Genomic DNA, 25,999 nt, shown 5'->3' with positions numbered 1-25,999 from the left:
GACGGGCCTCAGGCCTTGCGATGCCCTATCAGCCGCGGCTTCTGCTCCAGCCCGTCCAGACCGTGCCACGCCAGGTTCACCAGGTGCGCGGCCACCTCCGCCTTGCGCGGCTTGCGGACGTCCAGCCACCACTGACCCGTCAGCGCGACCATCCCCACCAGGGCCTGGGCGTACAGCGGCGCCAGCTTGGAATCGAAACCCCGGCTCTTGAACTCGCGGCCCAGGATGTCCTCCACCTGGGTGGCGATGTCCGAGATCAGCGACGCGAAGGACCCCGTCGACTGCGGGATCGGCGAATCGCGGACCAGGATGCGGAAACCGTCCGTGTACTCCTCGATGTAGTCCAGCAGGGCGAACGCGGCCTGCTCGCACAACTCGCGCGGATGGCCCGCCGTCAGCGAACTCGTCACCATGTCGAGGAGCCGGCGCATCTCGCGGTCCACCACCACCGCGTACAGCCCCTCCTTGCCGCCGAAGTGCTCGTAGACCACCGGTTTCGAGACTCCGGCCTTCGCCGCGATCTCCTCCACCGACGTGCCCTCGAAGCCCTTGGCCGCGAACAGGGTGCGGCCGATCTCCAGCAGCTGCTGACGGCGCTCGGCGCCGGTCATGCGGGTGCGGCGTGGGCGCCGCGGCTTCTCGGTGCTGCTCGGGGTGCTGCTGGAGTCGGTCGCCACGCCGTCAATCATGCCGCTTCAGCGGTTTCCGCATCGCGCCGGGAGCCGTTCCCGCCGTCGTTCCGGCGGGAATCGATACGTGAGCGTGACGGCCAGCGCACGTCGTACGCCCAGCCGAGCTGCTCGCACCAGCGGATGATCCGGGCCGAGGAGTCGATCTGGCCGCGGTCCACCCCGTGCCGGGCCGACGTCGGGTCGGAGTGGTGCAGGTTGTGCCAGGACTCACCGCACGAGAGCACGGCCAGCCACCACACGTTGCCCGAGCGGTCCCGCGACCTGAAGGGCCGCTTGCCGACCGCGTGACAGATCGAGTTGATCGACCAGGTCACGTGGTGCAGCAGGGCCACCCGTACGAGGGAGCCCCAGAAGAAACCGGTGAAGGCACCCCACCACGACATCGTCACCAGACCGCCGATCAGCGGCGGCAGCGCCAGCGAGAGCAGGGTCCACAGGAGGAACTGCCGCGAGATCGCCCGGATCACCGGGTCCTTGACCAGATCGGGCGCGTACTTCTCCTGCGGGGTCCGCTCCTCGTCGAACATCCAGCCGATGTGCGCCCACCACAGGCCCTTCAACAGCGCCGGAACCGTGTCCCCGTACTTCCACGGCGAGTGCGGGTCACCCTCCGCGTCGGAGAACTTGTGGTGCTTGCGGTGGTCGGCCACCCAGCGCACGAGCGGGCCCTCCACCGCCATGGAACCCGCGATCGCGATCGCGATCCGCAGCGGCTGCTTCGCCTTGAACGAGCCGTGGGTGAAGTAGCGGTGGTAGCCGATCGTGACGCCGTGGCAGCCCAGGAAGTAGAAGAAGACCAGCAGGCCGAGATCCAGCCAGCTCACCCCCCGTCCCCAGGCCAGCGGGACCGCCGCGAGCACCGCGACGAACGGGACGGCGATGAAGAGCAGGAGCGTGAGCTGTTCGAGTGACCCCTTCTTCTCGCCGCCGAGGGTGGCGGCGGGACGGACGGCGTCGTTGTCCGCCCGTGGGGCGTCGTCGATCACATCGGAACTCGTGGGCATGGGCGTCCCCTGTGGGTTCGAGGGTGGGGAAAGGCGGGGAAGGGTGTCCGGGGGCGGTCCAAGGGTCCCCTCGTCGCCCGACGGGAAACCCTACGGGTCCGTAACCTACGGCGTCGTAAGTATGTCAGCGCGTAGCCCGGCGGCAAGAGCCCGTGAGCCTTCGCGTTTGCGGGGCCACCTATCCTTGGAGTCGGTCGGACAGCGCGGTCCGTTCTGATTTCTTCCCGGATGCCACCTCTCCAAGCGGCACCCGCCGCGCGCGGTCGCCACCCGGGTTCCCTCCCAGACGAGCTTCAGACGAGATTCCCCACTCTTCGGACGAGCTTCAACACTGCAAGGAGCCGCACCTGTGAGCAGTGCCGACGACCAGACCACGACGACCAGCAGCGAACTGCGCGCCGACATCCGCCGCCTGGGCGATCTGCTCGGCGAGACCCTCGTCCGGCAGGAGGGTCCCGAGCTCCTGGAACTGGTCGAGAAGGTCCGCCGCCTGACCCGCGAGGACGGCGAAGCCGCCGCCGACCTGCTGCGTGGTACCGAGCTGGAGACCGCGGCCAAGCTGGTCCGCGCCTTCTCGACCTACTTCCACCTCGCCAACGTCACCGAGCAGGTGCACCGCGGCCGCGAGCTGCGCGCCAAGCGCGCCGCCGAGGGAAGCCTCCTCGCGCGCACGGCCGACCGGCTCAAGGACGCCGACCCCGAGCACCTGCGCCAGACGGTCAAGAACCTCAACGTCCGCCCGGTGTTCACCGCCCACCCCACGGAGGCGGCCCGGCGTTCGGTCCTCAACAAGCTGCGGCGCATCGCCGCGCTCCTGGAGACCCCGGTCATCGAGGCCGACCGCCGCCGCTACGACACCCGTCTGGCCGAGAACATCGACCTGGTCTGGCAGACGGACGAGCTCCGGGTGGTCCGCCCCGAGCCCGCCGACGAGGCGCGCAACGCCATCTACTACCTGGACGAGCTGCACGCCGGTGCCGTGGGTGACGTCCTGGAGGACCTCACCGCCGAACTCGAGCGCGTCGGCGTCGTCCTCCCGGACGAGACCCGGCCCCTCACCTTCGGCACCTGGATCGGCGGGGACCGCGACGGCAACCCGAACGTGACGCCCGAGGTCACCTGGGACGTCCTGATCCTCCAGCACGAGCACGGCATCAACGACGCCCTGGACCTCATCGACGAGCTCCGCGGTTTCCTGTCGAACTCCATCCGCTACAACGGCGCGAACGAGGACCTCCTCGAATCCCTCCAGGCCGACCTGGAGCGCCTGCCGGAGATCAGCCCCCGCTACAAGCGCCTCAACGCCGAGGAGCCCTACCGGCTCAAGGCGACCTGCATCCGGCAGAAGCTGGAGAACACCAAGCAGCGCCTGGCCAAGGGCACGGCCCACGAGGAGGGCCGCGACTACCTCGGCACCGCCGAGCTGCTGCGCGACCTCGCCCTCATCCAGACCTCGCTGCGCGAGCACCGCGGCGGTCTGATCGCCGACGGCCGGATGAACCGGACCATCCGCACGCTGGCCGCGTTCGGCCTCCAGCTCGCCACCATGGACGTGCGCGAGCACGCGGACGCCCATCACCACGCCCTCGGCCAGCTCTTCGACCGCCTGGGCGAGGAGTCCTGGCGCTACGCCGACATGCCGCGCGAGTACCGGGCGAAGCTCCTCGCCAAGGAACTGCGCTCACGGCGTCCGCTCGCCCCGACCCCGGCCCCGCTCGACGCCGCGGGACACAAGACCCTCGGCGTCTTCGAGACCGTCAAGAAGGCCCTGAAGATCTTCGGGCCCGAGGTCATCGAGTCCTACATCATCTCGATGTGCCAGGGCGCCGACGACGTCTTCGCCGCCGCCGTCCTCGCCCGCGAGGCCGGACTGCTCGACCTGCACGCCGGCTGGGCCAAGATCGGCATCGTGCCGCTCCTGGAGACCACCGACGAGCTCAAGGCCGCGGACACCATCCTGGAGGACATGCTCTCCGACCCCTCCTACCGCCGTCTGGTGGCGCTGCGCGGGGACGTCCAGGAGGTCATGCTCGGCTACTCCGACTCCTCGAAGTTCGGCGGCATCACCACCTCCCAGTGGGAGATCCACCGCGCCCAGCGCCGGCTGCGCGACGTCGCCCACCGCTACGGCGTACGCCTGCGCCTCTTCCACGGCCGCGGCGGCACCGTCGGCCGCGGCGGCGGCCCCTCGCACGACGCGATCCTCGCGCAGCCCTGGGGCACGCTGGAGGGCGAGATCAAGGTGACCGAGCAGGGCGAGGTCATCTCCGACAAGTACCTGGTCCCCTCGCTGGCCCGCGAGAACCTCGAACTGACGGTCGCGGCCACGCTCCAGGCCTCCGCGCTGCACACCGCGCCCCGTCAGTCCGACGAGGCGCTCGCCCGCTGGGACGCGGCGATGGACGTCGTCTCCGACGCCGCGCACGCCGCCTACCGACGGCTCGTCGAGGACCCGGACCTGCCGACGTACTTCCTCGCCTCCACGCCGGTCGACCAGCTCGCCGACCTGCACCTGGGCTCGCGGCCCTCCCGCCGCCCCGGCTCGGGTGTCTCGCTCGACGGACTGCGCGCCATCCCGTGGGTCTTCGGCTGGACCCAGTCCCGGCAGATCGTGCCCGGCTGGTTCGGCGTCGGCTCCGGCCTCAAGGCGCTGCGCGAAGCGGGCATGCGGCAGGAGGGCGACACCGTGCTCGACGAGATGTACGGCCGGTGGCACTTCTTCCAGAACTTCCTCTCGAACGTCGAGATGACCCTCGCGAAGACCGATCTGCGGATCGCCCGCCACTACGTCGACACCCTCGTGCCCGAGGACCTCAAGCACGTCTTCGCCGCCATCGAGGCCGAACACGAGCTGACCGTCCGCGAGGTGCTCCGCATCACCGGCGGCGAGAAGCTGCTCGACACCAACCCGGTGCTCCAGCAGACCTTCTCCATCCGCGACGCCTACCTGGACCCGATCTCCTACCTCCAGGTCGCGCTCCTCAAGCGCCAGCGCGAGGAGGCGGCGGCCGGCCAGGACCCGGACCCGCTGCTCTCGCGGGCCCTGCTCCTGACGGTCAACGGTGTGGCGGCGGGCCTGCGCAACACCGGCTGATCCGTGCGGCCGGCCGCACGGCGAGGCCGGCCGCGAACACCAGAAGGCGCCCTCCGCGCTCGTACCCGTACGAGCGCGGAGGGCGCCTTCCTGTTCCGTCCTGTCGCACGCCCGAAGGGGCGCGGGGCCTGCAGGGCCACGAACGCGGGGGCCTACAGGACCACGAAGGTGAGCGTGAGCAGGGTGATCCCCGTCCCCGCCATCAGCCAGGCGGTCCGCTTCAGCCGCAGACCCCCGGCGACCACCACCGAGGCCAGCAGCAGGGCGCCCGCGAGCGGGATCCAGGCGTAGAGCAGGCCCGCCGGGCCGCTGCGCACGACCTCGTCGCTGCCGGGCTTCACCGTGACCGTGTACGTCCGGCCCTTCTCGACCGCCACCGACTGCTCGATGACGACCCGGGCCCGCGCCTTCGAACCGTGCGACGTCGGTGTGTACGACCCCGTGCACACCTCGTCCGAGCACGCCTTCACCGCGACCGTGCCGTGCTCGCGGCCCCTGCTCAGCATCACGTGCTGAGCGGTGCCCCAGGAGGCCCAGACACCCGCGACCAGGATGAGCCCGGTGACCACACCCATCGCGGCGAGCTGTCCGAACCGCAGTGCCGGGTGTGCGCTCCGGCGGGAGCCTCGATGTGCGGCGACGGCAGGCATGGCGGGGATCATTGGCCATGGCCGCGCGCTCGGTCAACCCCGGCGGGGAACAAGTCGGCAGTTGTCCGGGCACATCGCCCACCTGACGGGCCGGCGCGGCCCGCCCGTCACGAGTTGTACGTGCCCTGCGCGCGCTCCAGGCCCTCGATCACCAGACACTCCACCGCGTCCGCCGCCCGGTCCACGAAGTAGTCCAGCTCCTTGCGCTCCGCCGAGGCGAAGTCCTTCAGCACGAAGTCCGCGACCTGCATACGGCCCGGAGGGCGCCCGATGCCGAACCGCACCCGGTGGTAGTCCGCGCCCATCGCCTTCGTCATGGACTTCAGCCCGTTGTGGCCGTTGTCGCCGCCGCCCAGCTTCAGCCGCAGCACGCCGTAGTCGATGTCGAGCTCGTCGTGCACCGCCACGATGTTCGCCGTCGGCACCTTGTAGAAGTCCCGCAGCGCGGTCACCGGACCACCCGACAGGTTCATGTACGACATCGGCTTGGCCAGGATCACCCGGCGGTTCGCCGGACCGGGCGGCCCGATCCGTCCCTCGATCACCTGCGCCTGTGCCTTGCCCGCCCGCTTGAACTTCCCGCCCACCCGCCCGGCCAGCAGATCGGCCACCATGAAACCCACGTTGTGGCGGTTCATGGCGTACTCCGGGCCCGGGTTGCCGAGGCCCACGATCAGCCAGGGCGCGTTGGCGTCGGTCGTCACGTCCGTGTCTCCCATGTGTCCTTGATACGCGGCAGCCGCCGCTCCCGACAGGAGCGGCGGCTGGCACAGATGAAGATTCCCGGGGGGATCAGGCCTCGGCGGAGGCGGTGCCCTCGGTGCCCTCGGCGGCCGGCTCCTCGGCCTGCGCCGCCAGGACCTGGATGACGACCGCGTCCTCGTCGATCGCCAGCGTGGTGCCCTTGGGGAGCTTGATGTCCTTGGCGTGGATGGAGGCACCGGCCTCCAGGCCCGCGATGGAGACGGTGACCGACTCCGGGATGTGGGTGGCCTCGGCCTCGACCGTGAGGGTGTTCAGCACGTTCTCGACGAGGAAGCTGCCCGGGGCCAGCTCGCCCTCGGTGTGCACGAAGACCTCGACGGTGACCTTCTCGCCGCGCTTGACGAGGAGCAGGTCGACGTGGTCGAGGCTGCCCTTGATGGCGTCGCGCTGGACGGCCTTCGGGATCGCCAGCTCGGTCTTGCCCTCGATGTCCAGGGTGAGCAGGACGTTCGCGGTACGCAGGGCGAGCTGCAGCTCGTGGCCCGGAAGGGTGATGTGCAGCGGCTCGGTGCCGTGGCCGTAGACGACCGCGGGGACCTTGGCCGCGCGGCGGATGCGGCGGGCGGCACCCTTGCCGAACTCGGTGCGGGTCTCGGCGGCGAGCTTGACCTCGGACATGTTCACTCCTCGTAGATCCTGGGGAAAGAGGTCACCCGGCCGAACCATCGGCCTGCTACGAAGAGCGCGTCGATAACGGATTGCCGCACACAAGTGCGGCCTCCCTCGCCGAGCAACTGTGACAGCTTACGGGGCGGGGAGGCCGTACAAGAAATCGATCTAGGCGACCGGCGGGGCCGGGGCCTACTGCTCCTCGAACAGGCTCGTGACCGAGCCGTCCTCGAAGACCTCACGCACCGCGTTCGCGATGGTCGGCGCGATCGACAGCACCGTGATCTTGTCGAGCTCCAGCTCGCCCGGGGTCGGCAGGGTGTCCGTGAAGATGAACTCGCTGACCTTGGAGTTCTTCAGACGGTCTGCCGCCGGGCCGGAGAGCACACCGTGCGTGGCCGTCACGATGACGTCCTCCGCGCCGTGCGCGAACAGCGCGTCGGCGGCGGCGCAGATGGTGCCACCGGTGTCGATCATGTCGTCGACGAGCACGCAGACGCGGCCCTTCACGTCACCGACCACCTCGTGGACGGTGACCTGGTTGGCGACGTCCTTGTCGCGGCGCTTGTGCACGATGGCCAGCGGGGCGTCCAGGCGGTCGCACCAGCGGTCGGCGACGCGCACTCGGCCGGCGTCCGGGGAGACGACGGTGAGCTTGGACTTGTCGATCTTGGCGCCCACGTAGTCGGCGAGGATCGGCAGCGCGAACAGGTGGTCCACGGGTCCGTCGAAGAAGCCCTGGATCTGGTCCGTGTGCAGGTCGACCGTGAGGATCCGGTCCGCGCCGGCCGTCGCCATCAGGTCCGCGATCAGACGCGCCGAGATCGGTTCACGTCCGCGGTGCTTCTTGTCCTGACGGGCGTAACCGTAGAAGGGCACGATCACGGTGATGCTCCGGGCGGAGGCCCGCTTCAGAGCGTCGATCATGATCAACTGCTCCATGATCCACTTGTTGATGGGCGCCGTGTGGCTCTGCATCAGGAAGCAGTCGGCGCCGCGCGCGGACTCCTGGTAGCGGATGTAGATCTCGCCGTTCGCGAAGTCGAAGGCCTTCGTCGGGACGACCCCGACACCCAGCTTGTGGGCGACCTCCTCGGCAAGCTCGGGGTGGGCGCGGCCGGAGAAGAACATCATCTTCTTCTCGCCGGTCGTCGTCTTGATCCCGGTCACAGCACTGTCTCCTCAGAGGTCTTCTCAGTGGGCGTGAGAGGTCGTCTCAGCTGGATTGCGAGAGACCTGCTCAGCTGGGGTGCGGGTGTGCACCTATCACGGTACGCCGTTCGGGACGTGCCGCTTTCCGGTCAGTCTTCGCTCGCGGGCCCCCGGGAAGCCGTCTCCGCGGCCTTCGCCGCCGCGCTTCCCGGACGCTTGCGGGCCACCCAGCCCTCGATATTCCGCTGCTGGCCACGGGCCACGGCCAGCGAACCGGGCGGCACGTCCTTGGTGATGACCGAGCCCGCCGCGGTGTACGCGCCGTCCCCGACCGTGACGGGAGCCACAAACATGTTGTCCGAACCCGTACGGCAGTGCGAGCCGATCGTCGTGTGGTGCTTGTCCTGCCCGTCGTAGTTCACGAACACACTGGCCGCGCCGATGTTCGAGTACTCGCCGATCGTCGCGTCGCCCACGTACGTGAGGTGCGGCACCTTCGTGCCCTCGCCGATCGTCGCGTTCTTCGTCTCGACGTACGTACCGACCTTGGCCTTCGGGCCGATCCGGGTGCCCGGGCGGAGGTACGCGAACGGACCCACGGTCGCCCGCGGACCCACCTCGGCGGTGTCGGCCACGGTGTTGTCGACGCGGGCGCCGGCGCCCACCCGGGTGTCCTTCAGGCGGCAGTTGGGGCCGACCTCGGCGCCCTCGGCGAGATGCGTGGCTCCCTGGAGCTGCGTCCCGGGGTGCACGATCGCGTCCTGCTCGAAGGTGACCGTCACGTCGACCCAGGTCGTCGCGGGGTCGACGACGCTGACGCCGGCCAGCATGGCCTCGGTGAGCAGCCGGTCGTTCAGGACGCGGCGGGCCTCGGCGAGCTGTACGCGGTTGTTGATGCCAGCGATCTCGCGGTGGTCGTCGGCGACGGCGGCGCCGACGCGGTGCCCGGCCTCGCGGAGGATGCCGAGGACGTCCGTCAGGTACTCCTCGCCCTGGCTGTTGTCCGTGCGCACCTTGCCGAGCGCGTCCGCGAGCAGCCGGCCGTCGAACGCGAAGACGCCCGAGTTGATCTCGCGGATGGCGCGCTGCGAGTCGCTCGCGTCCTTGTGCTCGACGATCGCGGTGACCGTGCCGCCGGCGCCGTCCCGCACGATGCGGCCGTAGCCGGTGGCGTCGGGGACCTCGGCGGTCAGCACGGTGACGGCGTTGCCGTCGGCGGTGTGGGCCGCGGCGAGCGCGCGCAGCGTCCCGCCGCTGAGCAGGGGGGTGTCGCCGCAGACCACGACGACGGTGCCGTCCACCGTGTCGCCGAGTTCTTCGAGGGCCATCCGTACGGCGTGCCCGGTGCCGTTCTGCTCGGCCTGCACCGCGGTCCGGACGTCCGGGTCGATGCCCGCGAGGTGCGCGACGACCTTCTCGCGGGCGTGCCCGACGACGACGACCAGGTCCTCGGGGTCCAACTCGCGAGCGGCGGCGAGCACATGACCGACGAGGGAGCGTCCGCAGATGTCGTGCAGGACCTTGGGTGTGGCCGATTTCATACGGGTGCCCTCGCCGGCTGCGAGAACAACGACGGCTGCCGGGCGATTGGCGCTCACGGGGTATGCCCTTCGGCTTCGGATGACTGGGGGGTGGACATCCGCAGGATACCGGGGCGAATCAGGAGGGACATGAGAGTGGGCCCTGACAGTGCTGTCAGGACCCGTATCTGGTAAAGCTCCCCCGCCAGGACTTGAACCCGGACAGATGGCACCAAAAGCCACAGTGCTGCCAATTACACCACGGGGGATGGAGCCCGATGGAGCCGGACATTCGGTCGGCTCGTCGAGTCGGCACCCAACACTATGCCGTACCGGGCGCCCTCCGTGCGACGGTGCAACTCGGCGTCCCCCGCGCGGCAGACGGGCGGGCGTCGGCGGCGGGGCGCGCGGCGGTCAGGTCGGGCCCGTGCGGAATCCGGCGGCTCCCGGGCGGCGGGCGGGGTGGAATCGCGGCTTCCGTGATCGAACAGTGATCGATTCAGCAGTTCGAGGGATATCGGGCGGTTTCGCTTCTGTTCGACGGCGGGGTGTGGTGTAGGCCAGTAGGAGAAACTCACCGGAAATGGGCCGGGGGGCGACCGTAGGCTGGACGCATGACCACGACGGGGGAAGAGCGCACCACGGCCGGGACCGGCCCGTGGTGGTGGGTCGGATGGCGAAGTGCGGTACTGGACGCGGGGCTCGCCCTCGTGTCCACGGTCGAGTGCGGCGGCGAGGGGGTCCGGTTCGCGCACGACGCGGGACTGCCGGTCCCGGTGGGCGTCGGGTTCGGGGTGATCGCCGGGGCGACGCTGCTGGTCCGGCGGAAGTGGCCGATCGCGGTCGTCCTGGTGTCCATCGCGATCACGCCCGCCCAGATGGGCTATCTGATGGGACTCGTCGGGCTGTACACGCTCGCGGCGTCCGAACTGCCGCGGCGCATCACCGCGGCGCTGGCGGGGATGTCCTTCGCCGGCATGCTGATCGTCACGTTCGTCCGGACGCACCAGGGTGTGAAGCGCGGGGACGTGCCGATGGGGGACTGGCTGGTCCCGTTCGCCTCGATCACGACGGCGGTCGGGATGACCGCGGCACCCGTGCTGCTCGGGCTGTACATGGGGGCCCGGCGGCGGCTGATGGAGAGCCTGCGGGAGCGGGCGGACTCGCTGGAGCGGGAGTTGCAGCTGCTCGCGGAGCGGGCGGAGGAACGGGCCGAGTGGGCGCGGAACGAGGAGCGCACCCGGATCGCCCGCGAGATGCACGACGTCGTGGCGCACCGGGTCTCCCTGATGGTCGTGCACGCGGCGGCCCTCCAGGCGATCGCCCGGAAGGATCCCGAGAAGGCCGTGAAGAACGCCGCGCTGGTGGGGGACATGGGCCGCCAGGCGCTCACCGAGCTGCGGGAGATGCTGGGCGTGCTGCGCACCGGGGACGGGCTGGACGCGCGGGCGCGGCCGGTGCCGCTGGCGGCGGTGGGGGCGGCCGCGGCCGCCGCGGCGTCGCGGGCGGCGGACGCCTTCGGGTCCGCCGAGGGGCCGCGCCTGGCCGAGATCGACGAGCTGATCGGGCAGTCCGCGGCCGCGGGGATGGTCGTGGCCCTGTCGGTCGAGGGGGGCACGCGCTCGTACGCCCGCGAGATCGAGCAGACCGCCTTCCGGGTGGTGCAGGAGGCGCTGACGAACGTCCACAAGCACGCGGCGGGGGCGAAGACGTACGTCCGGCTGGCGCACCGGGTGTCCGAGATCGCGATGCAGGTGGAGAACGAGTGTCCGCCGGACGTGGAGCCGGGGTCGTCCGTGGGGTTGCCCAGCGGGGGGAACGGATTGCTGGGGATGAAGGAGCGGGTGGCCGCGCTGGGGGGTGTGTTCGTGTCGGGACCCACGGACGCGGGCGGTTTCCGGGTGTCGGCGGTGCTGCCGGCGTAGCTCTTCGGGCGATCGTCGGTTCCGGGCGCGGGTCGGTCGTGGGTCGGGGCCGTGCCGGTGCATCCGGTCCGTCGCCGCTGGATCAGGCACTGGTCGAATGTGCGAACTGCTGCTCGACCCGGACGTGGGCGACGGACCTCGGGATGTACCGGCACGGCCCCTTCTGCCGGGAAATCTCAGCCCCTCCGGTGTTTGAGGAGCGGGGGCCGGGCCGGAGCCCCGGGGAGGGGGCGGAGGAAGGTGGTCCGGACGGTCAGGCGGAGGTGAGGCGTGTGGGTGCGGTGCCGGTGAGGAGGGTGGTGACGGCGGCGTCGATGTGCGCGCCGAGGTACCAGTCGCCGGTGTGGTCGAGGGTGTAGACGCGCCCCTCCGCGTCGATGGCGAGCAGGGCGTGGGAGTCGGACTCCTCGCCCAGGGGGCAGACCTCCGTGTCGAGCGCCCGGCCCAGGTCACCGAGGGTACGGGCCATGTGCAGCCCGTGCAGGGGGTCGAGATGGAGCCTGGCGGGCGCGAGTTGGCGCCCCGGCCCCGTGGCGCTGACCCGCAGGCCTCCGAACTCCGCCCACGCCTCGACCGCCGCGGGGAACACGGAGTGCCGGTGTCCGGCCGGCGACGCGTGTCCGCGCAGCGTGTCGGCCCAGTACTCGGCCTGCTTTATGTCCCAGCGTCCCGGCTGCCACCCGGCCGAACGCAGGGCCGCTTCCACGGGGTCGGAGAAGCGTGAGCCGGATCCCCCTTGCCCGGAGGGGGAGAAGAGATGGGAGGAGACGCGATCGGTGTGCATCTGCCCTTCGTTCGTCGAGGGATGGGACATCGGCGTCGGGACGCCGTCACCAGTACGTGTGCGAGGTCGGGGGAGTTCAGTCCTCCGCCGCCGGGTCCACGACCCGTACGCCGAAGTGGTCGCTGAGCGCCGTGCAGGAGCGGCAGGGCGGGGCGAAGCTGCCGTGCAGCGGGTCGCCGTCCTCGCGGATCCGGCGCGCGGTGAGCTTGGCCTGCTTGAGGGCCCTGCGGGCCTCGCCGTTGGTCATCGGCTTGCGGGCGGCGCGCTTGCTGCGTTCGGCGTCGACGGAGGCGATGTGCCGGGAGATCAGGATGGCCTCGGCGCAGCGGCCGGTGAAGCGGTCGCGCTGGGTGTTCGTGAGGGTGTCGAGGAACTCCTGGACCAGCGGGTGGAGCGCGGGTGGCTGGTCGCCGCGGGCGGCGGTGCCGGTGAGGGTGGCGCCGCGCACGGAGAGTGCGGCGGCGACGGTGGGGAGTATGCCGTCGCGGCGGTGCAGCAGGAGGGGGGTGTTCGGTGCCTCGGTGCTGCTCCAGCCGACCCGGGGGTCCCCGGACGTGCCCGTATGCGTCGCGTTCATGATCATTTTTCCCTCCCGTGCATCCCCCGGTGCGGAGACAGACTGCCAAACGGCGCGGCGGGAGCGGAAGCTGGGGCGGTGCGACACGCCAGGTCTTCGTCTCACGGTCACGGCAAGTGACGGCTGGTCACGGAACCGGAGCCCCGGTGACCGGTGTCGTACAACCGAATAGGCTGTCGACATCCGCGCTCCATCCAGCTACTTCAATCCAGTTACCGAGATCGCCGCAGGGGGCAACCGCCATGACGACAGGTCGGCTCGGGCTGGGGGCACCTCCCAGCCGTCAGGCCGGGGGACAAGCCGCGCCGCCGAACGCGGCCTACGCCGGGCAGGTCGTGCACTTCCCGGACCCCGTCCGGGCGGCCCGCCATCCCAGAGGCGTACGCATCGACGATCGCGGCTATCCCGACTTCTCCCTCTACGCGCGCGGCGCCGCCGAGATCGCCGAGCCCCCCGAAGGCTTCGGCGTCGACGAGCTGCGGCTGACGGACTACGTCTCCGCGAACGCCGCTCTCGCCGCTTCCGGGCACGAGCTGTGGGACACGATTCCGTCCGTGGCGACACCGCACGGCTGGACGTGGCATCACGTGGCGGGCACCCGGCGGCTGGAGTTGATCCCCGTCGAGGTGAAGGCGTTGCTCCGGCACCACGGTGGTGTCGCGACCACGGCGGTCGATCACTCCAAGCGGGGGACGCGGCCGTTGCAGGAGACGCGGCCCGCGCACTTCGGGCTGCCGAGGTCGTCGGTCGCGGTGACCGAGCAGCAGGTCCAGGGGGTCGAGGAGGACCTCGGCTACCGACTGCCGGGTGCCTACCGGTCGTTCCTGAAGGCGGCGGGCGGGTGCGCGCCGGTCGGCGCGGCGCTCGACGCCGAACTGGGACTCCTGGTCGACCAGCCGTTCTTCACCGTGCGCGACGAGGCCGCCGTCAACGACCTCGTGTACGTCAACAAGTGTCTGCGCGACCACCTGACCAAGGACTACCTGGGCGTCGGGTTCGTGCAGGGCGGTCTGCTGGCCGTGAAGGTGAAGGGCGACCGGATCGGGTCGGTCTGGTTCTGCGCGTTCGACGACGCCCGCGACCAGGACGCCTGGCCGCCGGCCGAGCGGGTGGAGCGGCTGCTGCTGCCGTGCGGCGACGACTTCGACCAGTTCCTGTCCCGGCTCGCCGGCAATCCGCCGGAGCTGGAGACGGTGGCGAACCTGATGGTGGACGGCGGTTTCGCGTACTCCGTACCCGTCCCGTCGGTCTCTTCGGCGTCTTCGGCGTCTTCGGTGGGGGAGTGAGGCTGCGATGGTGACCTTCGCACAGGCGCAGGAGCGCGCGGAAGAGTGGATCAACGGGGACGTTCCCGGGTACCAGCACCGTGAGGTGCGGGTACGCGAGTTCGAACTCGGCTTCGTCGTCTGGGCGGAGGACCGGGCCGAGGGCCCCCGCTCCGACGGGGGCGGGCAGCGGCTCGTCATCGCGCGGGACAGCGGGGAGGCCACGCTGTGGCCCGCGTTGCCGGTGGGCGAGGTCGTCCGCCGGTACGAGGAGGAGTACGGGGTGACGGACGCGTCCGCCGAACCGGCGCCGGCGCCCGCGGCCCGGGTCGATCTGAACCAGACGTCGTTCCTGCTGAGTCCGCCGGAGTGGCTGCAGGAGGCCGCGGACCGGATGGGGATCCCGGACCGGCGCTCCGGTTCGGGACCGGCCGCGTCCGACGGAGCGGGCTCCCGGCCCGCCGCCGCGTCGAACGGAGGCTCCGGGAGCGCTGGTTCGCCGCCCGGCACCCAGCCCGTTCCCGGTGGGGCCACGGCGTGGCCGGCCGCCGCGACCGACGACGACCCGGTCCCGGTCCCGCGGGACGCGCGACCGGACGTTCCCGTGGACGCGACCCCGTGGGCGGGGACGGACACGAACGCCGATGCCGGCGACGACCGTTCGGTTCCGCTTCCGGCGACCGTGTTCGCGCCGCAGCTGAGCGACGTCGACGGCTCCGACACCCCGCCGCCCGCCGCGCCGCCGGAGGCCAAGACCGCCCTGATGTCCGGCGGCAGCCAACTCCCGCGCACGACCCTGTCACCCGTACCCGGCGATCCGAACGCGCCCGCGCCGTACGGTTCTTCGCCGGGCCACGGCCTGCCCGGCGGTCCGCCGCCCGCGCAGGGGTCCGGCGCCCACCAGGGCACCCCGCCGCCCGGTGCGTCCACGTACGGCTATCCGCAGGGCCCCGGCACGGGTCCCGGCACGCCGCCGCCCGCTCCGTCCGTCCCCGGCGCCCCGCCCGCGCCGTCGCGCCCGCTGCCGCCCAACGCCGGTGACATCGCCGACGCCGCGACCAGCAAGGCGCAGGCGCCGCCGCGCGGGGCCCGTGGGGGTGGCGCGAGCGCTCCGCCCCCGCCGAGCGCCCCCGGCGTGCCGGGGGCGCGGCCGGGCGCCACGCCTCCGCCGCCCGGGCCGGGTGCCCCGGGTGCGCCCGCGGGCGGCTACGTGCCGACGCAACTGGTCTCCCAGCTCGGGCCGGACGGACCCGGAGGGCCCGAGGGCCCTCCCGGTGCCACGCCTCCGGGCGACGGGGTCCACCACGCCGCGACCATGCTGGCCGGTCCGTCGGTGGGCGGTCCCGGCGCGCCGCAGCCGCCGGGTGCTCCGCAGCCTCCCGGTGCCACGCCCCCGGGTGAGGCGCACCATGCCGCGACCATGCTGGCCGGTCCGTCGGTGGGCGGCCCCGGCGTGCCGCAGCCGCCGGGTGCTCCCGGCGCTCCCGGCAGTCCCTGGCGGCAGACGCCCGCTCCCGGTGCGACGCCTCCGGGTGAGGCGCATCACGCCGCGACCGTGTTCGCCGGGCCTCCCGTCGGAGGTCCGGCCGCGCCAGCGCCCCCGCACGCGCCCGGACCCCACCCCGCGCACGGTCAGCCGCTTCCGGGGCAGCAGCCGCCGGCCTACGGCTACCCGCAGGCCGGGCAGCCGACCGTCGGGCCCGGCTATCAGGCCGTGCTGCGCTACCGGGCGCAGGACGGGTCGGAGCAGCAGCTGATCCGGCGGTCCGCCCCGGGGGTGCCGCACCCGGAGTGGCAGATCCTGCACGAGCTGCGCGCGATGAACGTGCCGCCGCAGCAAGTTCTCGAGCTGCACACGGAGTTGGAGTCCTGTGAGCTGCCGGGCGCGTACTGCGCGCGGATGATCAGGGAGACCTTCCCGCAGGTACGGATCACGAGCATCGCGCCGTACGGCACGGATCACGCGAGCCGGCAGCAGGGGATGTATCAACTCCTGGCGCATCAGGGTGAGTTGCACCAGGTGGCGGACGGACCCGCGCGCCCGGCACCGATCAGGGCGCCGATCCCGCCGGTGCAGCCCGCGCCGCCCATCCCGCCCGAGGCGATCGGGCACGAGCTGGCGGCGGCGTTCGGACCGGGGCTGTTCCGGTTCGACCACGCGGCCGTGTCGCGGCAGGGCGTCCCCGACGTCGTGGCGCACACCCTGGTGGTGGCCGGTCTGCCGGTCGACATGGGGCCGTTCTTCTGGGCGCAGGCCCAGCCGGGCCGTCCGGTGCCGACCCTCGCCGAGCTGGCGCAGGAGCGCGGCGTGGCGGCCTCCCCGGACGCGGGCTCGTACCTCGTGATGGGCAGCGACTTCGGCAAGGCGATCTGTGTCCAGTACGGGACGGCGAACATCGTCGCGGTCCCGGTGGAGGCCGGTCCCGGGGGCGGGTCGGTGCCGCCCCAGTTCGTGAACACCGGGCTGCCCGAGTTCGCGCGCTGTCTCGCGCTGCTCGGCCGGATGTGGCGGCTGCGGTTCGGCCTCAACCAGGAGCAGGCGGGCCGCTGGACCGTCGACTTCCAGGCCCAGCTCGCCTCGCTCGACCCGGCGGCGCTCCACTCGCCGGAGAACTGGTGGGCGGTCCTGCTGGAGGAGATGTGGGACGGGCTGCTCTAGCCGCGGCGCGCCGGCAGGGGCGGCCGGGGCGAGCCCGGGGACCCGCACGGTGGGCGTGACCGGCGCGACCTAGGTGACCGTAGGACGGATGAGGCGTCCGACCCGTGATGACGGGCCGGGCGCCTTCGTCGTGCCCTCGGGTGCGCTCACCCGGGTCCGCGCCGGCGTGCGGGAGCACGGGTGCACGGGTACGGGGCCGGGCACCGTCCTCCTTCGTGTGCCGTCCGGCGCCCAGCTTCGGGCCCCTGATCCCAATTGACTGGCGGCGGACCTCTCTTCGGCCGAACGGGTGGGCGGAGTGTCGCGTTATGAACACTTCCGTGTGATCCATCAAGATGTGCGCGAAATCGTCTTTTCGTGGGTGTCGGGCGGAGAGGGGTCCAAGGATGAGCAGCGCACGGGTGTCGCCGCACGGCTTCGTGACCGTACGGGGGCGTGGCTACCGTCCCGAACAGGTCGACGGGTACGCCGCGGCACTCTCCCGGGACCGCGACGCCGCGTGGGAGCGGGCGGCCCGGCTCACCGTGCTGGCGAAGGACATGGAGGCCGAGGCGGAACGGTTGCGTGAGGCCGTGACGCGGCTCGTCCCGCAGACGTACGAGGAACTCGGCGAGCGGGCGCGGCGGATCCTCCAGCTCGGTGAGGAGGAGGCCGCCGCGCTGCGGGAAGCGGCGCGGGGCGAGGCCCGGCAGGCCGTGGAGGCGGCCGAGGCCGCGGGGCACGAGATCCGGGAGGCCGCGCGGGCGTACGCCGACGGGGTGCGCGGCGAGGCCGAGGAACGGGCCGGGCGGCGACTGCTCGACGCGCGGGCCGAGGCCGACGAGGTGCGCGTCTCCGCGCGGCGCGAGGTGAAGGAGAACCGGGGGGAGGCGCTGGTCGCGCTGCGCGAGGTGCGCGGGCGGACGGAGGCGCTGCTCACCGTCCAGGAACAGGAGCACGCGGCGCGGCGGGCCGAGGCGGAGCGGGCCGTCGCCGAGCGGGAGGCCGCGTTCGACGCGGACCACGCCGAACGTCTGGCGCGCGCCGAGGCGTCGCTCGCCGAGGCGGGCCGGGCCCTCGCGGCGGTGGAGGAGTCGGACCGGCACGGGCAGGAGGACGCGGCGGCGCGGGCCGCCGAACTGCTCGCGAAGGCCAGGGCCGACGAGGAGCGGATCGTCCGGGAGACCGAGCGGGTGCTGCGTGAGCACGGGGAGCGCTGGGACGACGTACGGGCCCACATGGACCACGTGCGCAGCAGCCTCATGTCGCTCACGGGGCGGGCCCCGGCCGAGTAGCGGGCGGGTCCTCGCGGAAACGGGGCGGGTCACCGAGGACGGGGAGCGGGGCTCGGGGGCGGGGAGCGGGCCCGCGGACAGGGGGGCGGCCCTCGCACGCCGCCGCCGGGTGAGAGGGGCGATCGGCTCCCTTCGCCGCCGGCGGAACACGACTCCCGTCGCCGCCGCCGTCGACGAAGTACGGCTCCCGTCGGCGGAGTATGGCCACCGCCACCGCCACCGTCGGCCCCGTGCGGCCGCTGTCACCGTCCCCTGCGGACCGCTCCCGCCAGGATCCAGCCCTCCACCGCCTCGTACTGTCCGCGCTGCTCCTCCGCCTTGCGGCGGCCCGACGCCACTGTTCCGAGCCACCCGTAGGCGAACCCCAGCGGGATCGACACGAGGCCGGTCGTGGTGAGCGGGAACCAGTTGAAGTCGGCGTCCGGGAACGCGGCGGTGGGGGAGCCCGAGACGAGGTTGGTGCCGGGCATGAGGAGCAGGACCGTGAGGGTGCCGCCGATGAGGGTGGCGAGGAGGCCCGTGCGGGTGTAGCGGCGCCAGAAGAGGCTGTAGACCAGCGCGGGCGCGATCGCCGAGGCGCCGATGCAGAAGGACAGGGTGACCAGCGGCTGCAGGCTGCGGTGCTGGGCGAGGGTGGCGAGCAGGATGGCCGGCGCCCCCACCGCCAGGGCCGAGAGGCGGGCGAGGAGCATCTCGCGGCGCGGTGACATCTCGTCGTCGTGGCGACGGCCCCGGAAGAACCTGCTGTGCGCGAACACGTCGTGGGCCAGGGAGTTGGCGCAGGCCAGGATCATCCCGGCGACGGACGCGAGCAGGGTCAGGAAGATCGCCGTCGTCACGGTCGTGAACAGCAGGGTCTCGGCCGTGGAGACGGACGTGCCGAACACGGCCTGCGAGCCCATCAGATAGGCCGTGTTGCCCTGGGGATCGGCCGCGGCGATCGCACCGCGTCGGGTCAGGGCGGTGGCGCCGAAGCCGATGACGCTGATGACCAGGACGAACAGGGCCACGCACGGCACCGCCCAGGACAGCGACCGGCGTACCTGACGGGCGCTGCCCGCCGTGTACATGCGCATGGTGATGTGGGGGAGGCAGGCGCCGCCGAGGACGACCGTCAGCTCCGAGGTGATCATGTCCAGACGGGGGTTCGGGCCGCCGGCGAACTGGAGGCCCGACTGGAGGTAGGCGGCGCCCGCGCCGCTGTTCGCGGCGGCGGCGTCGAGGAGCGCGCCGGTGTCCCAGTCGAAGCGCGCCAGGACGAGGACGGCCACCACCGAACCCGAGCCGAGCAGCATCACGATCTTGAGGATCTGGATGAGGGCGGTGCCCTTCATTCCGCCGATCGCCGCGTAGCTGATCATCAGCGCGCCGAGACCGATGACGCAGCCGGTCTTGATGGAGTCGTTGGAGAAGCCGAGGATGAACGCCAGCAGGTCGCCCGCGCCCGCCAGTTGGACGAGCATCAGCGGCAGCAGCGCCACGATGGTCACCGCGCAGGCCGTGTTGCGGACGGCGCGGCCCGGTGCGCGGCGCGTGAGCGCGTCCCCCATCGTGAACCGGCCCGCGTTGCGCAGCGGTTCGGCCAGCAGGAACATCAGCAGCATCAGGGACAGGGCCGTGCTCAGGGCGAGGACGACCCCGTCGTAGCCGGCCAGCGCGATGACGCCGCCGGTGCCGAGCACGGTCGCCGCGGAGATGTAGTCCCCGGCGATGGCGAGGCCGTTGCGCATCGGCGAGAGCGATCCGTACCCGGTGTAGAACTCGTCGAGGTCGTCGCGGTCCGGGCCGGTCATCACGCACAGCAGCAGGGTGATCGTGGCGACGGCCGTGAACGCCACGAGGGACATCGTCTGCGCGGAACTGCTGAACCCCGTCATCGTGCCGCCTCCCGCTTCGTGTCCAGTTCGGCCTGCTTGCGGATCCGGTCCGCGACCGGGTCGACGTGCCGGCGCGCGGTGTGCTCGTACAGACCGATGGACAGGCAGGTGACGGGGACCTGGAGCAGCCCGAGCAGCAGGCCCGTCGACAGTCCGCCGGACACCGTGCTCGTCATCAGCGACGGCGCGAACGCCGACAGGAGGAGGAAGAGGGTGAAGTAGCCGAGCGCGGTGAGGGTCGCGACGCGCCGCTGAAGGCGGTAGGCGCGGCGCAGGAGTCTGATGTCGCTGTGCTGTCCGAGCGGCCGCTGCCGCGGCATCCGCCGTGGCACGGGCTCGGGTTGCCGCGGCTGCGGCTGCCAGGGGTAGGTCAGCCCGGAGGCGTCGCCCGCGCGCCCGGACGGCGGGAACCCCGGGTGCCGAGGGCGCTCGGCGTACGGCGGGTACGCCGGATCCCTCGGGGGCCGGGGCGGCGGGTACTGCGGGTGCTGCTCAGGGTGCCTGGGATGTTCGGGGGACGAGAACGCGTCTGGCATCCCGGTTCTCCTCGCGTGGCTCGGGTCCGGTGCGGGACCGCAGGGAGTTGGGGGGTGGCGGCGCACGCTACTCGTAGGTAGGAGCGGCGCGCGACCTTTTCGCCGAACTGGTCGGTCGGTACGCGCTTACTTCCGTGACCTGGGGTGTCACCCGCGTTTGCCTGTGGAGCCCAGCCGGAGGACACCTGGAGTTCGGGTGTGGGAATTGGGTGTGTTCGCGTGACGGACGGGGCCGGTGCGGGGCGGGTTCCGTGCCGGGTCACTCCGTGGGTTCGTCGAGCACCGGGAAGCGGCGCGGCGCGAGGAACAGCAGGACCAGGAAGGCGAGGGCGGCGGCGCCCGCGGCCCCCAGATAGACGGCGTGGACGGCGTCGGCGACCGCGTGGCGCACCTGCCCGGCCGGCGCTCCCGGGTCCAGCGCGCCGGTCACGGCGTCCAGGTCCCCGGCGCCGCCGAGCCGCGCGGCCAGGACCCCGTTGGCGACGGCGCCGAAGAGGGCGGCGCCCAGGGTCTGTCCGGTCTGCCGGCAGAAGAGGACGGAGGCGGTGGTCGTGCCGCGCTCGGCCCACCCGACGGTCGACTGGACGCCGATGATCAGGGGCAGCTGGAAGAGTCCGAGCGCGCCGCCCAGCAGCAGCATCAGCAGGGCGGGCTGCCACGGCTCGCCCGGATAGGGCAGGAAGGGGAAGGCGAGCAGGAGCAGGCTCGCCGTGCCGATGCCGAGCATCGCCGTGTTCCGGAAGCCGATGCGGCGGTAGACGTGCTGGCTGAGCGCCGCCGACACCGGCCAGCTCAACGTCCATACGGAGAGCACGAATCCGGCGGCGACCGGGGCGAGGCCGAGGACCGCCTGCGCGTAGGTGGGCAGGAAGACGGTCGGCGCGACCATGAGCAGGCCCAGCGCCCCGAGCGCCAGATTGACCGCGACGATCGTCCGGCGGCGCCACACCCACCCCGGGATGATCGGCTCCGCGGCCCGCCGCTCGACGGCCACGACGACCCCGACCAGGGCGAGTCCCGTGCCGAACAGCGCGACCGAGGGCGCCGAGAGCCAGTCCCAGGCGACGCCGCCCTGCACCAGGGCGGTCAGCAGGACACCCCCGCAGGCGAACACGGCGAGGGCACCCGCCCAGTCGATCCGAGGCCGCCCGGTGCGCGGGGCCCGCTCGGGCTCGTGCAGATGACGGACGATCAGCCACAGGGCGAGGGCGCCGACCGGCAGGTTGATGAGGAAGATCCACCGCCAGTCGGCGTACGCCGCGAGGACTCCGCCGAGGGCGGGACCCGCGATCGCCGAGGTCGCCCACACCGTGGACAGCTTGGCCTGGATCTTCGGGCGCTCCTTCAGCGGGTACAGGTCGGCGGCGAGGGTCTGCACGGTGCCCTGGAGGGCGCCGCCGCCCAGTCCCTGCACGACACGGAAGGCGATGAGCGCGGCCATGCTCCAGGCGGTGGCGCACAGCAGCGAGCCGAGGAGGAAGAGCACGGCGCCCGCCACGAGGACCGGTTTGCGGCCGAAGGTGTCGGAGAGCTTGCCGTAGACGGGGAGCGTGACCGTGACGGCCAGCAGATAGCCCGAGAACAGCCAGGAGAAGACGGAGAACCCGCCGAGGTCGCCGACGATCTGCGGGACGGCGGTCGACACGATGGTGGAGTCGAGCGCGGCCAGGGCCATCGCCAGCATGAGCGCGGCGACGACGGCGCGCCGCCGCCGGGTCCCGGCCCGGGCGCTGCCGGGAGCCTTCTCCCGTACGGCCGGTATGTCGGTGTCGCTCTCGCCCACGAGATTCCTTCCCCCTGCATCTATTTGGCGGCACCAGCTTCCCACTCGCGCCTCACGCCGGGGGAGGGAGCAGGCCGGGTGGACCCGACGGTGGACGCGACCCGGACAAGTTGTCCACCGCAGGGTGGAGTCCCCCTAGGGGGACCTCCGTACCAGGGGTCGGGGAGGGTTCGTCCCACCGGAGGACGAGACGGGGCCTCGGTCGTCCTTAACCTGGCTTTACGCCGTCGGGGACGCGGCCGGTCGTACGGACCGCACCCGCGGGGGTGGGGTTTTCCCCAGGAGAAGACGGGGCCGTGCACCAGCGCGACCGACCCCCTTCCGGCACCAGACTTACGGACGTGGCCGAGCACACCGCGTCCGGGGACGCGGACCTTCGCGGCCTTCGCCATCGCTCGCAGACATTCGGGGCCCAGTGGTTTCCCCCGCTGGCCGACTTAGGAGACATACCGTGACATCGGCTGTAAGCATTCCCAGGCACGAGGGCACTGGAGGGCGTACGGCCGTCGCCGCGCGGGCGCGGCAGGTCGTCAAGGCGTACGGGTCCGGGGAGACCCGGGTCGTCGCCCTCGACCATGTCGACGTGGACATCGCACGGGGACGGTTCACCGCCATCATGGGTCCCTCGGGGTCCGGCAAGTCCACGCTGATGCACTGCCTCGCCGGGCTCGACACCGTGACGAGCGGTCAGATCCACCTGGACGAGACCGAGATCACCGGGCTCAAGGACAAGAAGCTGACGCAGCTGCGCCGGGACCGGATCGGGTTCATCTTCCAGGCGTTCAACCTGCTGCCGACGCTGAACGCCCTGGAGAACATCACGCTCCCGATGGACATCGCGGGCCGCAAGCCCGACAAGGCGTGGCTCAGCCAGGTCGTGGAGACCGTCGGCCTCGCGGACCGGCTGAGTCACCGCCCGAACCAGCTCTCCGGCGGCCAGCAGCAGCGCGTCGCCGTGGCGCGGGCGCTGGCGGCCCGACCGGAGATCATCTTCGGTGACGAGCCGACCGGGAACCTCGACTCCCGGGCCGGCGCCGAGGTGCTGGGCTTCCTGCGGCGCTCGGTGGACGACCTGGGCCAGACCATCGTGATGGTCACGCACGACCCGGTGGCCGCCTCGTACGCGGACCGCGTGCTCTATCTCGCGGACGGCCGGATCGTCGACGAGATGCACCAGCCGACGGCCGACCAGGTCCTGGACCGCATGAAGGACTTCGACTCCCGCGGGCGGACGTCATGACCGTCCTCCGGACCTCGATGCGCAACTTCTTCGCGCACAAGGGGCGCATGGCGCTGTCCGCCGTGGCCGTCCTGCTCTCGGTCGCCTTCGTCTGCGGCACCCTCGTGTTCACCGACACGATGAACACGACCTTCGACAAGCTGTTCGCGGCCACCTCCTCCGACGTGACGGTGAGCGCCAAGAACGCCTCGGACACCGGTGAGACCACGTCCGGCAACGGCAAGCCGCCGGTCATGCCGGCCTCCGTGCTCGACAAGGTCCGCGCCGCGCAGGGCGTGAAGTCGGCGGAGGGATCTGTCTTCTCCAGCGCCGTGACCGTCGTCGACGCCGACAAGGACAACCTGTCGCCCTCCAGCGGCGCGCCCACCATCGTCGGCAGCTGGAACAGCAACGAAGCCCGCACCATGAAGATCGTCTCCGGTGCGGCGCCGAAGGGCTCCGACCAGGTGATGGTCGACGAGGACACCGTCGACAAGCACGACCTGAAGCTCGGTGACGAGATCGGCGTGATCAGCGCCGTCGGCACGCACACCGCGAAGATCTCGGGCATCGCCCACTTCACCGTCACCAACCCCGGCGCGGCGATCTTCTACCTGGACACGAGGACCGCCCAGCAGGCACTTGTCGGGCAGACCGGCGTCTACACGAACGTCAACGTCACCGCCGCCGCGGGCGTCAGCGACGCGCAGCTGAAGAAGAACGTCGCGGCCGGCCTCGGCTCCGCCTACAAGGTGCAGACCGCCAAGGAGACCGCCGACGCCAACAGCGCGGACGTCGGCGACTTCATGAGCGTCATGAAGTACGCGATGCTCGGCTTCGCCGGGATCGCCTTCCTCGTCGGCATCTTCCTCATCATCAACACCTTCTCGATGCTGGTGGCCCAGCGCACCCGCGAGATCGGCCTGATGCGGGCCATCGGCTCCAGCCGCAAGCAGGTCAACCGCTCGGTCCTGATCGAGGCACTGCTCCTCGGCGTGACCGGCTCGGTCCTCGGCGTCGGCGCGGGCGTCGGCATCGCCGTCGGCCTGATGAAGCTCATGGGCATGACCGGCATGAACCTCTCCACCGACGACCTGACCGTGGCCTGGACGACCCCGGTGGTCGGACTGGCGCTGGGCATCGTCGTCACGGTCCTGGCCGCCTACCTGCCCGCCCGCCGGGCCGGCAAGGTCTCCCCGATGGCCGCCCTGCGCGACGCCGGCGCTCCCGCCGACGCGAAGGCCGGTGTCGTACGGGCCGTGATCGGCCTGGTCCTCACCGGAGCCGGCGGCTACGGCCTCTACCTCGCCTCCGCCGCCGACAAGGCGAGCGAGGGCTCGATGTGGCTCGGCCTCGGCGTGGTCCTGAGCCTGCTCGGGTTCGTGGTGATCGGCCCGCTGCTCGCGAGCGGCGTGGTGCGCGTCCTCGGCGCGATCCTGCTGCGGGCCTTCGGACCGGTGGGACGCCTGGCCGAACGCAACGCCCTGCGCAACCCGCGCCGTACGGGTGCCACCGGCGCCGCGCTGATGATCGGCCTCGCGCTGGTCGCCTGCCTGTCGGTGGTCGGCTCCTCGATGGTCGCCTCCGCGAGCGACCAGCTCGACAAGACGGTCGGCACGGACTTCATCATCCAGAACGACGGGGGCCAGCCGATCACCAAGCAGGCGGTCCAGGCCGTGAAGTCGACGCCCGGGCTGGCCCGCGTCACCGAGTACCGGATCGCGGAGGCCGACTACACGACCCCCGACGGCAAGACGCTCAAGAACACGGACGTCACCGCCGCCGACCCGACGTACGCCACCGACCTGCGCACCAAGACCGTCGCCGGGAACCTGGCGGACGCCTACCGGCCCGACTCGATGTCCGTGCACGAGAAGTTCGCCGAGGAACACGACGTCCACCTGGGCTCGAAGATCAAGCTCGCCTTCAAGGACGGCGCCACCGCCGAACTGACGGTCCGGGCCATCACCAGCAGCGACGTCGTCATCGACGCGGGCTCCAAGTACATCTCCACGGCGACGCTCGCCAAGTACGTGCCCGCCGGCAAGATGCCGCTCGCCGAGATGGTCTTCGCCTCGGCGAAGGACGGGCAGGAGGCGGCCGCGTACAAGTCGCTGAAGTCGGCGCTGCACGACTATCCGCAGTACAAGGTCCGCGACCAGACCGACTACAAGCAGGCCATGAAGGACCAGATCGGGCAGATGCTGAACCTGATCTACGGCCTGCTGGCCCTCGCGATCATCGTCGCGATCCTCGGAGTGGTGAACACCCTCGCCCTCTCCGTGGTCGAGCGCACCCGGGAGATCGGCCTGATGAGGGCCATCGGCCTCTCGCGCCGCCAGCTGCGCCGCATGATCCGCATGGAGTCGGTGGTCATCGCCCTCTTCGGCGCGCTGCTCGGCCTCGGACTGGGCCTGGGCTGGGGCGCGACCGCGCAGCAGCTCCTCGCCCTGGAGGGCCTGAAGATCCTCGACATCCCCTGGCCGACGATCATCACCGTGTTCATCGGCTCGGCCTTCGTGGGCCTCTTCGCCGCCCTGGTCCCGGCGTTCCGGGCGGGCCGGATGAACGTACTGAACGCGATCGCCACCGAATAACCGCGGGTGGACGGTCG

Annotated in this window: 19 protein-coding genes and 1 tRNA gene; 7 read left to right on the top strand and 13 right to left on the bottom strand. The window is 71.7% G+C overall.

Going from position 1 to position 25,999, the window contains the following annotated elements:
- Positions 1-8: 8 nt before the first annotated feature.
- Together ACFYW7_RS17400 and ACFYW7_RS17395 are read right to left on the bottom strand one after the other, a co-directional pair.
- Positions 9-689: a TetR family transcriptional regulator gene (locus ACFYW7_RS17400; protein WP_389502987.1), complete on the bottom strand. Its 681-nt coding sequence runs from the start codon at positions 687-689 to the stop codon at positions 9-11.
- Entirely contained in the window at positions 686-1,696 is a 1,011-nt protein-coding gene (locus ACFYW7_RS17395) for an acyl-CoA desaturase (protein WP_389502985.1), read from the bottom strand. The genes ACFYW7_RS17400 and ACFYW7_RS17395 overlap by 4 nt, the downstream gene beginning before the upstream one ends.
- Before the next feature lie 349 nt (positions 1,697-2,045).
- Here ACFYW7_RS17395 and ppc point away from each other — a divergent pair, with 349 nt between their 5' ends.
- On the top strand, positions 2,046-4,790 hold the full coding sequence (ppc, locus tag ACFYW7_RS17390; RefSeq protein ID WP_389502983.1) for a phosphoenolpyruvate carboxylase: 2,745 nt from the start codon (positions 2,046-2,048) through the stop codon (positions 4,788-4,790).
- A 152-nt stretch (positions 4,791-4,942) separates the two neighbouring features.
- Here ppc and ACFYW7_RS17385 read toward each other — a convergent pair whose 3' ends face one another.
- From ACFYW7_RS17385 to ACFYW7_RS17360, 6 genes are all read right to left on the bottom strand, one after another.
- Positions 4,943-5,452 carry a hypothetical protein gene (locus ACFYW7_RS17385; RefSeq protein WP_389502982.1) on the bottom strand — a complete coding sequence of 170 codons (510 nt, stop codon included), beginning with the start codon at positions 5,450-5,452 and terminating at the stop codon, positions 4,943-4,945.
- 95 nt (positions 5,453-5,547) lie between these two features.
- The gene (pth, locus tag ACFYW7_RS17380; protein ID WP_389502980.1) at positions 5,548-6,159 is read right to left on the bottom strand and encodes an aminoacyl-tRNA hydrolase; all 612 of its coding nucleotides are present in this window, start codon (positions 6,157-6,159) and stop codon (positions 5,548-5,550) included.
- 73 nt (positions 6,160-6,232) lie between these two features.
- On the bottom strand, positions 6,233-6,823 hold the full coding sequence (locus ACFYW7_RS17375) for a 50S ribosomal protein L25/general stress protein Ctc (protein ID WP_389502978.1): 591 nt from the start codon (positions 6,821-6,823) through the stop codon (positions 6,233-6,235).
- Between the two features lie 183 nt (positions 6,824-7,006).
- Positions 7,007-7,984 (bottom strand): ribose-phosphate diphosphokinase, encoded by a 978-nt coding sequence (locus ACFYW7_RS17370; RefSeq protein ID WP_389502976.1) that lies wholly within the window; start codon positions 7,982-7,984, stop codon positions 7,007-7,009.
- Between the two features lie 131 nt (positions 7,985-8,115).
- Positions 8,116-9,564, bottom strand: a complete 1,449-nt coding sequence (glmU, locus tag ACFYW7_RS17365; protein ID WP_389502974.1) for a bifunctional UDP-N-acetylglucosamine diphosphorylase/glucosamine-1-phosphate N-acetyltransferase GlmU — start codon at positions 9,562-9,564, stop codon at positions 8,116-8,118.
- A 119-nt stretch (positions 9,565-9,683) separates the two neighbouring features.
- Positions 9,684-9,755: transfer RNA gene (locus ACFYW7_RS17360), tRNA-Gln, on the bottom strand.
- A 345-nt stretch (positions 9,756-10,100) separates the two neighbouring features.
- On the opposite strand from ACFYW7_RS17360, the gene ACFYW7_RS17355 reads away from it, so the two are divergent.
- A complete protein-coding gene (locus tag ACFYW7_RS17355; RefSeq protein ID WP_389502972.1) occupies positions 10,101-11,411 on the top strand; it encodes a sensor histidine kinase in 1,311 nt (436 codons plus the stop codon).
- Between the two features lie 253 nt (positions 11,412-11,664).
- Here ACFYW7_RS17355 and ACFYW7_RS17350 read toward each other — a convergent pair whose 3' ends face one another.
- Both ACFYW7_RS17350 and ACFYW7_RS17345 read right to left on the bottom strand, forming a co-directional pair.
- Positions 11,665-12,195 carry an SUKH-3 domain-containing protein gene (locus tag ACFYW7_RS17350; RefSeq protein ID WP_389502969.1) on the bottom strand — a complete coding sequence of 177 codons (531 nt, stop codon included), beginning with the start codon at positions 12,193-12,195 and terminating at the stop codon, positions 11,665-11,667.
- 76 nt (positions 12,196-12,271) lie between these two features.
- Positions 12,272-12,772, bottom strand: a complete 501-nt coding sequence (locus tag ACFYW7_RS17345; RefSeq protein WP_389502966.1) for a YwqJ-related putative deaminase — start codon at positions 12,770-12,772, stop codon at positions 12,272-12,274.
- Between the two features lie 242 nt (positions 12,773-13,014).
- Here ACFYW7_RS17345 and ACFYW7_RS17340 point away from each other — a divergent pair, with 242 nt between their 5' ends.
- The 3 genes from ACFYW7_RS17340 to ACFYW7_RS17330 all read left to right on the top strand — a co-directional run bounded on the left by ACFYW7_RS17340 (position 13,015) and on the right by ACFYW7_RS17330 (position 17,970).
- Positions 13,015-14,058 carry an SMI1/KNR4 family protein gene (locus tag ACFYW7_RS17340; RefSeq protein ID WP_389502963.1) on the top strand — a complete coding sequence of 348 codons (1,044 nt, stop codon included), beginning with the start codon at positions 13,015-13,017 and terminating at the stop codon, positions 14,056-14,058.
- Between the two features lie 7 nt (positions 14,059-14,065).
- Positions 14,066-16,696, top strand: coding sequence for an SUKH-4 family immunity protein (locus tag ACFYW7_RS17335; RefSeq protein ID WP_389502961.1), 2,631 nt, complete (start codon positions 14,066-14,068; stop codon positions 16,694-16,696).
- Positions 16,697-17,082: 386 nt separating this feature from the next.
- Entirely contained in the window at positions 17,083-17,970 is an 888-nt protein-coding gene (locus ACFYW7_RS17330; RefSeq protein ID WP_389502959.1) for a cellulose-binding protein, read from the top strand.
- A 242-nt stretch (positions 17,971-18,212) separates the two neighbouring features.
- On the opposite strand, the gene ACFYW7_RS17325 is transcribed toward ACFYW7_RS17330, so the two are convergent.
- The 3 genes from ACFYW7_RS17325 to ACFYW7_RS17315 form a co-directional block, all read right to left on the bottom strand.
- The gene (locus ACFYW7_RS17325; protein WP_389502957.1) at positions 18,213-19,847 is read right to left on the bottom strand and encodes a cation acetate symporter; all 1,635 of its coding nucleotides are present in this window, start codon (positions 19,845-19,847) and stop codon (positions 18,213-18,215) included.
- Entirely contained in the window at positions 19,844-20,383 is a 540-nt protein-coding gene (locus ACFYW7_RS17320) for a DUF485 domain-containing protein (protein WP_389502955.1), read from the bottom strand. Before ACFYW7_RS17320 ends, ACFYW7_RS17325 begins: the two co-directional genes overlap by 4 nt.
- A 259-nt stretch (positions 20,384-20,642) precedes the next feature.
- Positions 20,643-22,166 carry an MFS transporter gene (locus ACFYW7_RS17315; RefSeq protein ID WP_389502953.1) on the bottom strand — a complete coding sequence of 508 codons (1,524 nt, stop codon included), beginning with the start codon at positions 22,164-22,166 and terminating at the stop codon, positions 20,643-20,645.
- 451 nt (positions 22,167-22,617) lie between these two features.
- Here ACFYW7_RS17315 and ACFYW7_RS17310 point away from each other — a divergent pair, with 451 nt between their 5' ends.
- Both ACFYW7_RS17310 and ACFYW7_RS17305 read left to right on the top strand, forming a co-directional pair.
- Positions 22,618-23,406 carry an ABC transporter ATP-binding protein gene (locus tag ACFYW7_RS17310; RefSeq protein ID WP_389502951.1) on the top strand — a complete coding sequence of 263 codons (789 nt, stop codon included), beginning with the start codon at positions 22,618-22,620 and terminating at the stop codon, positions 23,404-23,406.
- Positions 23,403-25,982: an ABC transporter permease gene (locus ACFYW7_RS17305; RefSeq protein ID WP_389502949.1), complete on the top strand. Its 2,580-nt coding sequence runs from the start codon at positions 23,403-23,405 to the stop codon at positions 25,980-25,982. Before ACFYW7_RS17310 ends, ACFYW7_RS17305 begins: the two co-directional genes overlap by 4 nt.
- Positions 25,983-25,999 lie beyond the last annotated feature (17 nt).

The sequence above is a fragment of the Streptomyces sp. NPDC002580 genome (genome assembly GCF_042889485.1).
In the GTDB taxonomy this organism is placed as follows: domain Bacteria; phylum Actinomycetota; class Actinomycetes; order Streptomycetales; family Streptomycetaceae; genus Streptomyces.
Note: the sequence above shows the minus strand (reverse complement) of the source record. Positions and strands in the feature narration are given on the sequence as shown.

Coding starts and splice junctions, on each gene's coding strand:
- ACFYW7_RS17305 (WP_389502949.1), top strand. CDS start 23,403: ATGACCGTCCTCCGGACCTCGATGCGCAACTTCTTCGCGCACAAGGGG.
- ACFYW7_RS17375 (WP_389502978.1), bottom strand. CDS start 6,823: ATGTCCGAGGTCAAGCTCGCCGCCGAGACCCGCACCGAGTTCGGCAAG.
- ACFYW7_RS17335 (WP_389502961.1), top strand. CDS start 14,066: ATGGTGACCTTCGCACAGGCGCAGGAGCGCGCGGAAGAGTGGATCAAC.
- ACFYW7_RS17345 (WP_389502966.1), bottom strand. CDS start 12,772: ATGAACGCGACGCATACGGGCACGTCCGGGGACCCCCGGGTCGGCTGG.
- ACFYW7_RS17325 (WP_389502957.1), bottom strand. CDS start 19,847: ATGACGGGGTTCAGCAGTTCCGCGCAGACGATGTCCCTCGTGGCGTTC.
- pth (WP_389502980.1), bottom strand. CDS start 6,159: ATGGGAGACACGGACGTGACGACCGACGCCAACGCGCCCTGGCTGATC.
- ACFYW7_RS17385 (WP_389502982.1), bottom strand. CDS start 5,452: ATGATCCCCGCCATGCCTGCCGTCGCCGCACATCGAGGCTCCCGCCGG.
- ACFYW7_RS17340 (WP_389502963.1), top strand. CDS start 13,015: ATGACGACAGGTCGGCTCGGGCTGGGGGCACCTCCCAGCCGTCAGGCC.
- ACFYW7_RS17350 (WP_389502969.1), bottom strand. CDS start 12,195: ATGCACACCGATCGCGTCTCCTCCCATCTCTTCTCCCCCTCCGGGCAA.
- ACFYW7_RS17395 (WP_389502985.1), bottom strand. CDS start 1,696: ATGCCCACGAGTTCCGATGTGATCGACGACGCCCCACGGGCGGACAAC.
- ACFYW7_RS17330 (WP_389502959.1), top strand. CDS start 17,083: ATGAGCAGCGCACGGGTGTCGCCGCACGGCTTCGTGACCGTACGGGGG.
- ACFYW7_RS17400 (WP_389502987.1), bottom strand. CDS start 689: ATGATTGACGGCGTGGCGACCGACTCCAGCAGCACCCCGAGCAGCACC.
- ACFYW7_RS17355 (WP_389502972.1), top strand. CDS start 10,101: ATGACCACGACGGGGGAAGAGCGCACCACGGCCGGGACCGGCCCGTGG.
- ACFYW7_RS17320 (WP_389502955.1), bottom strand. CDS start 20,383: ATGCCAGACGCGTTCTCGTCCCCCGAACATCCCAGGCACCCTGAGCAG.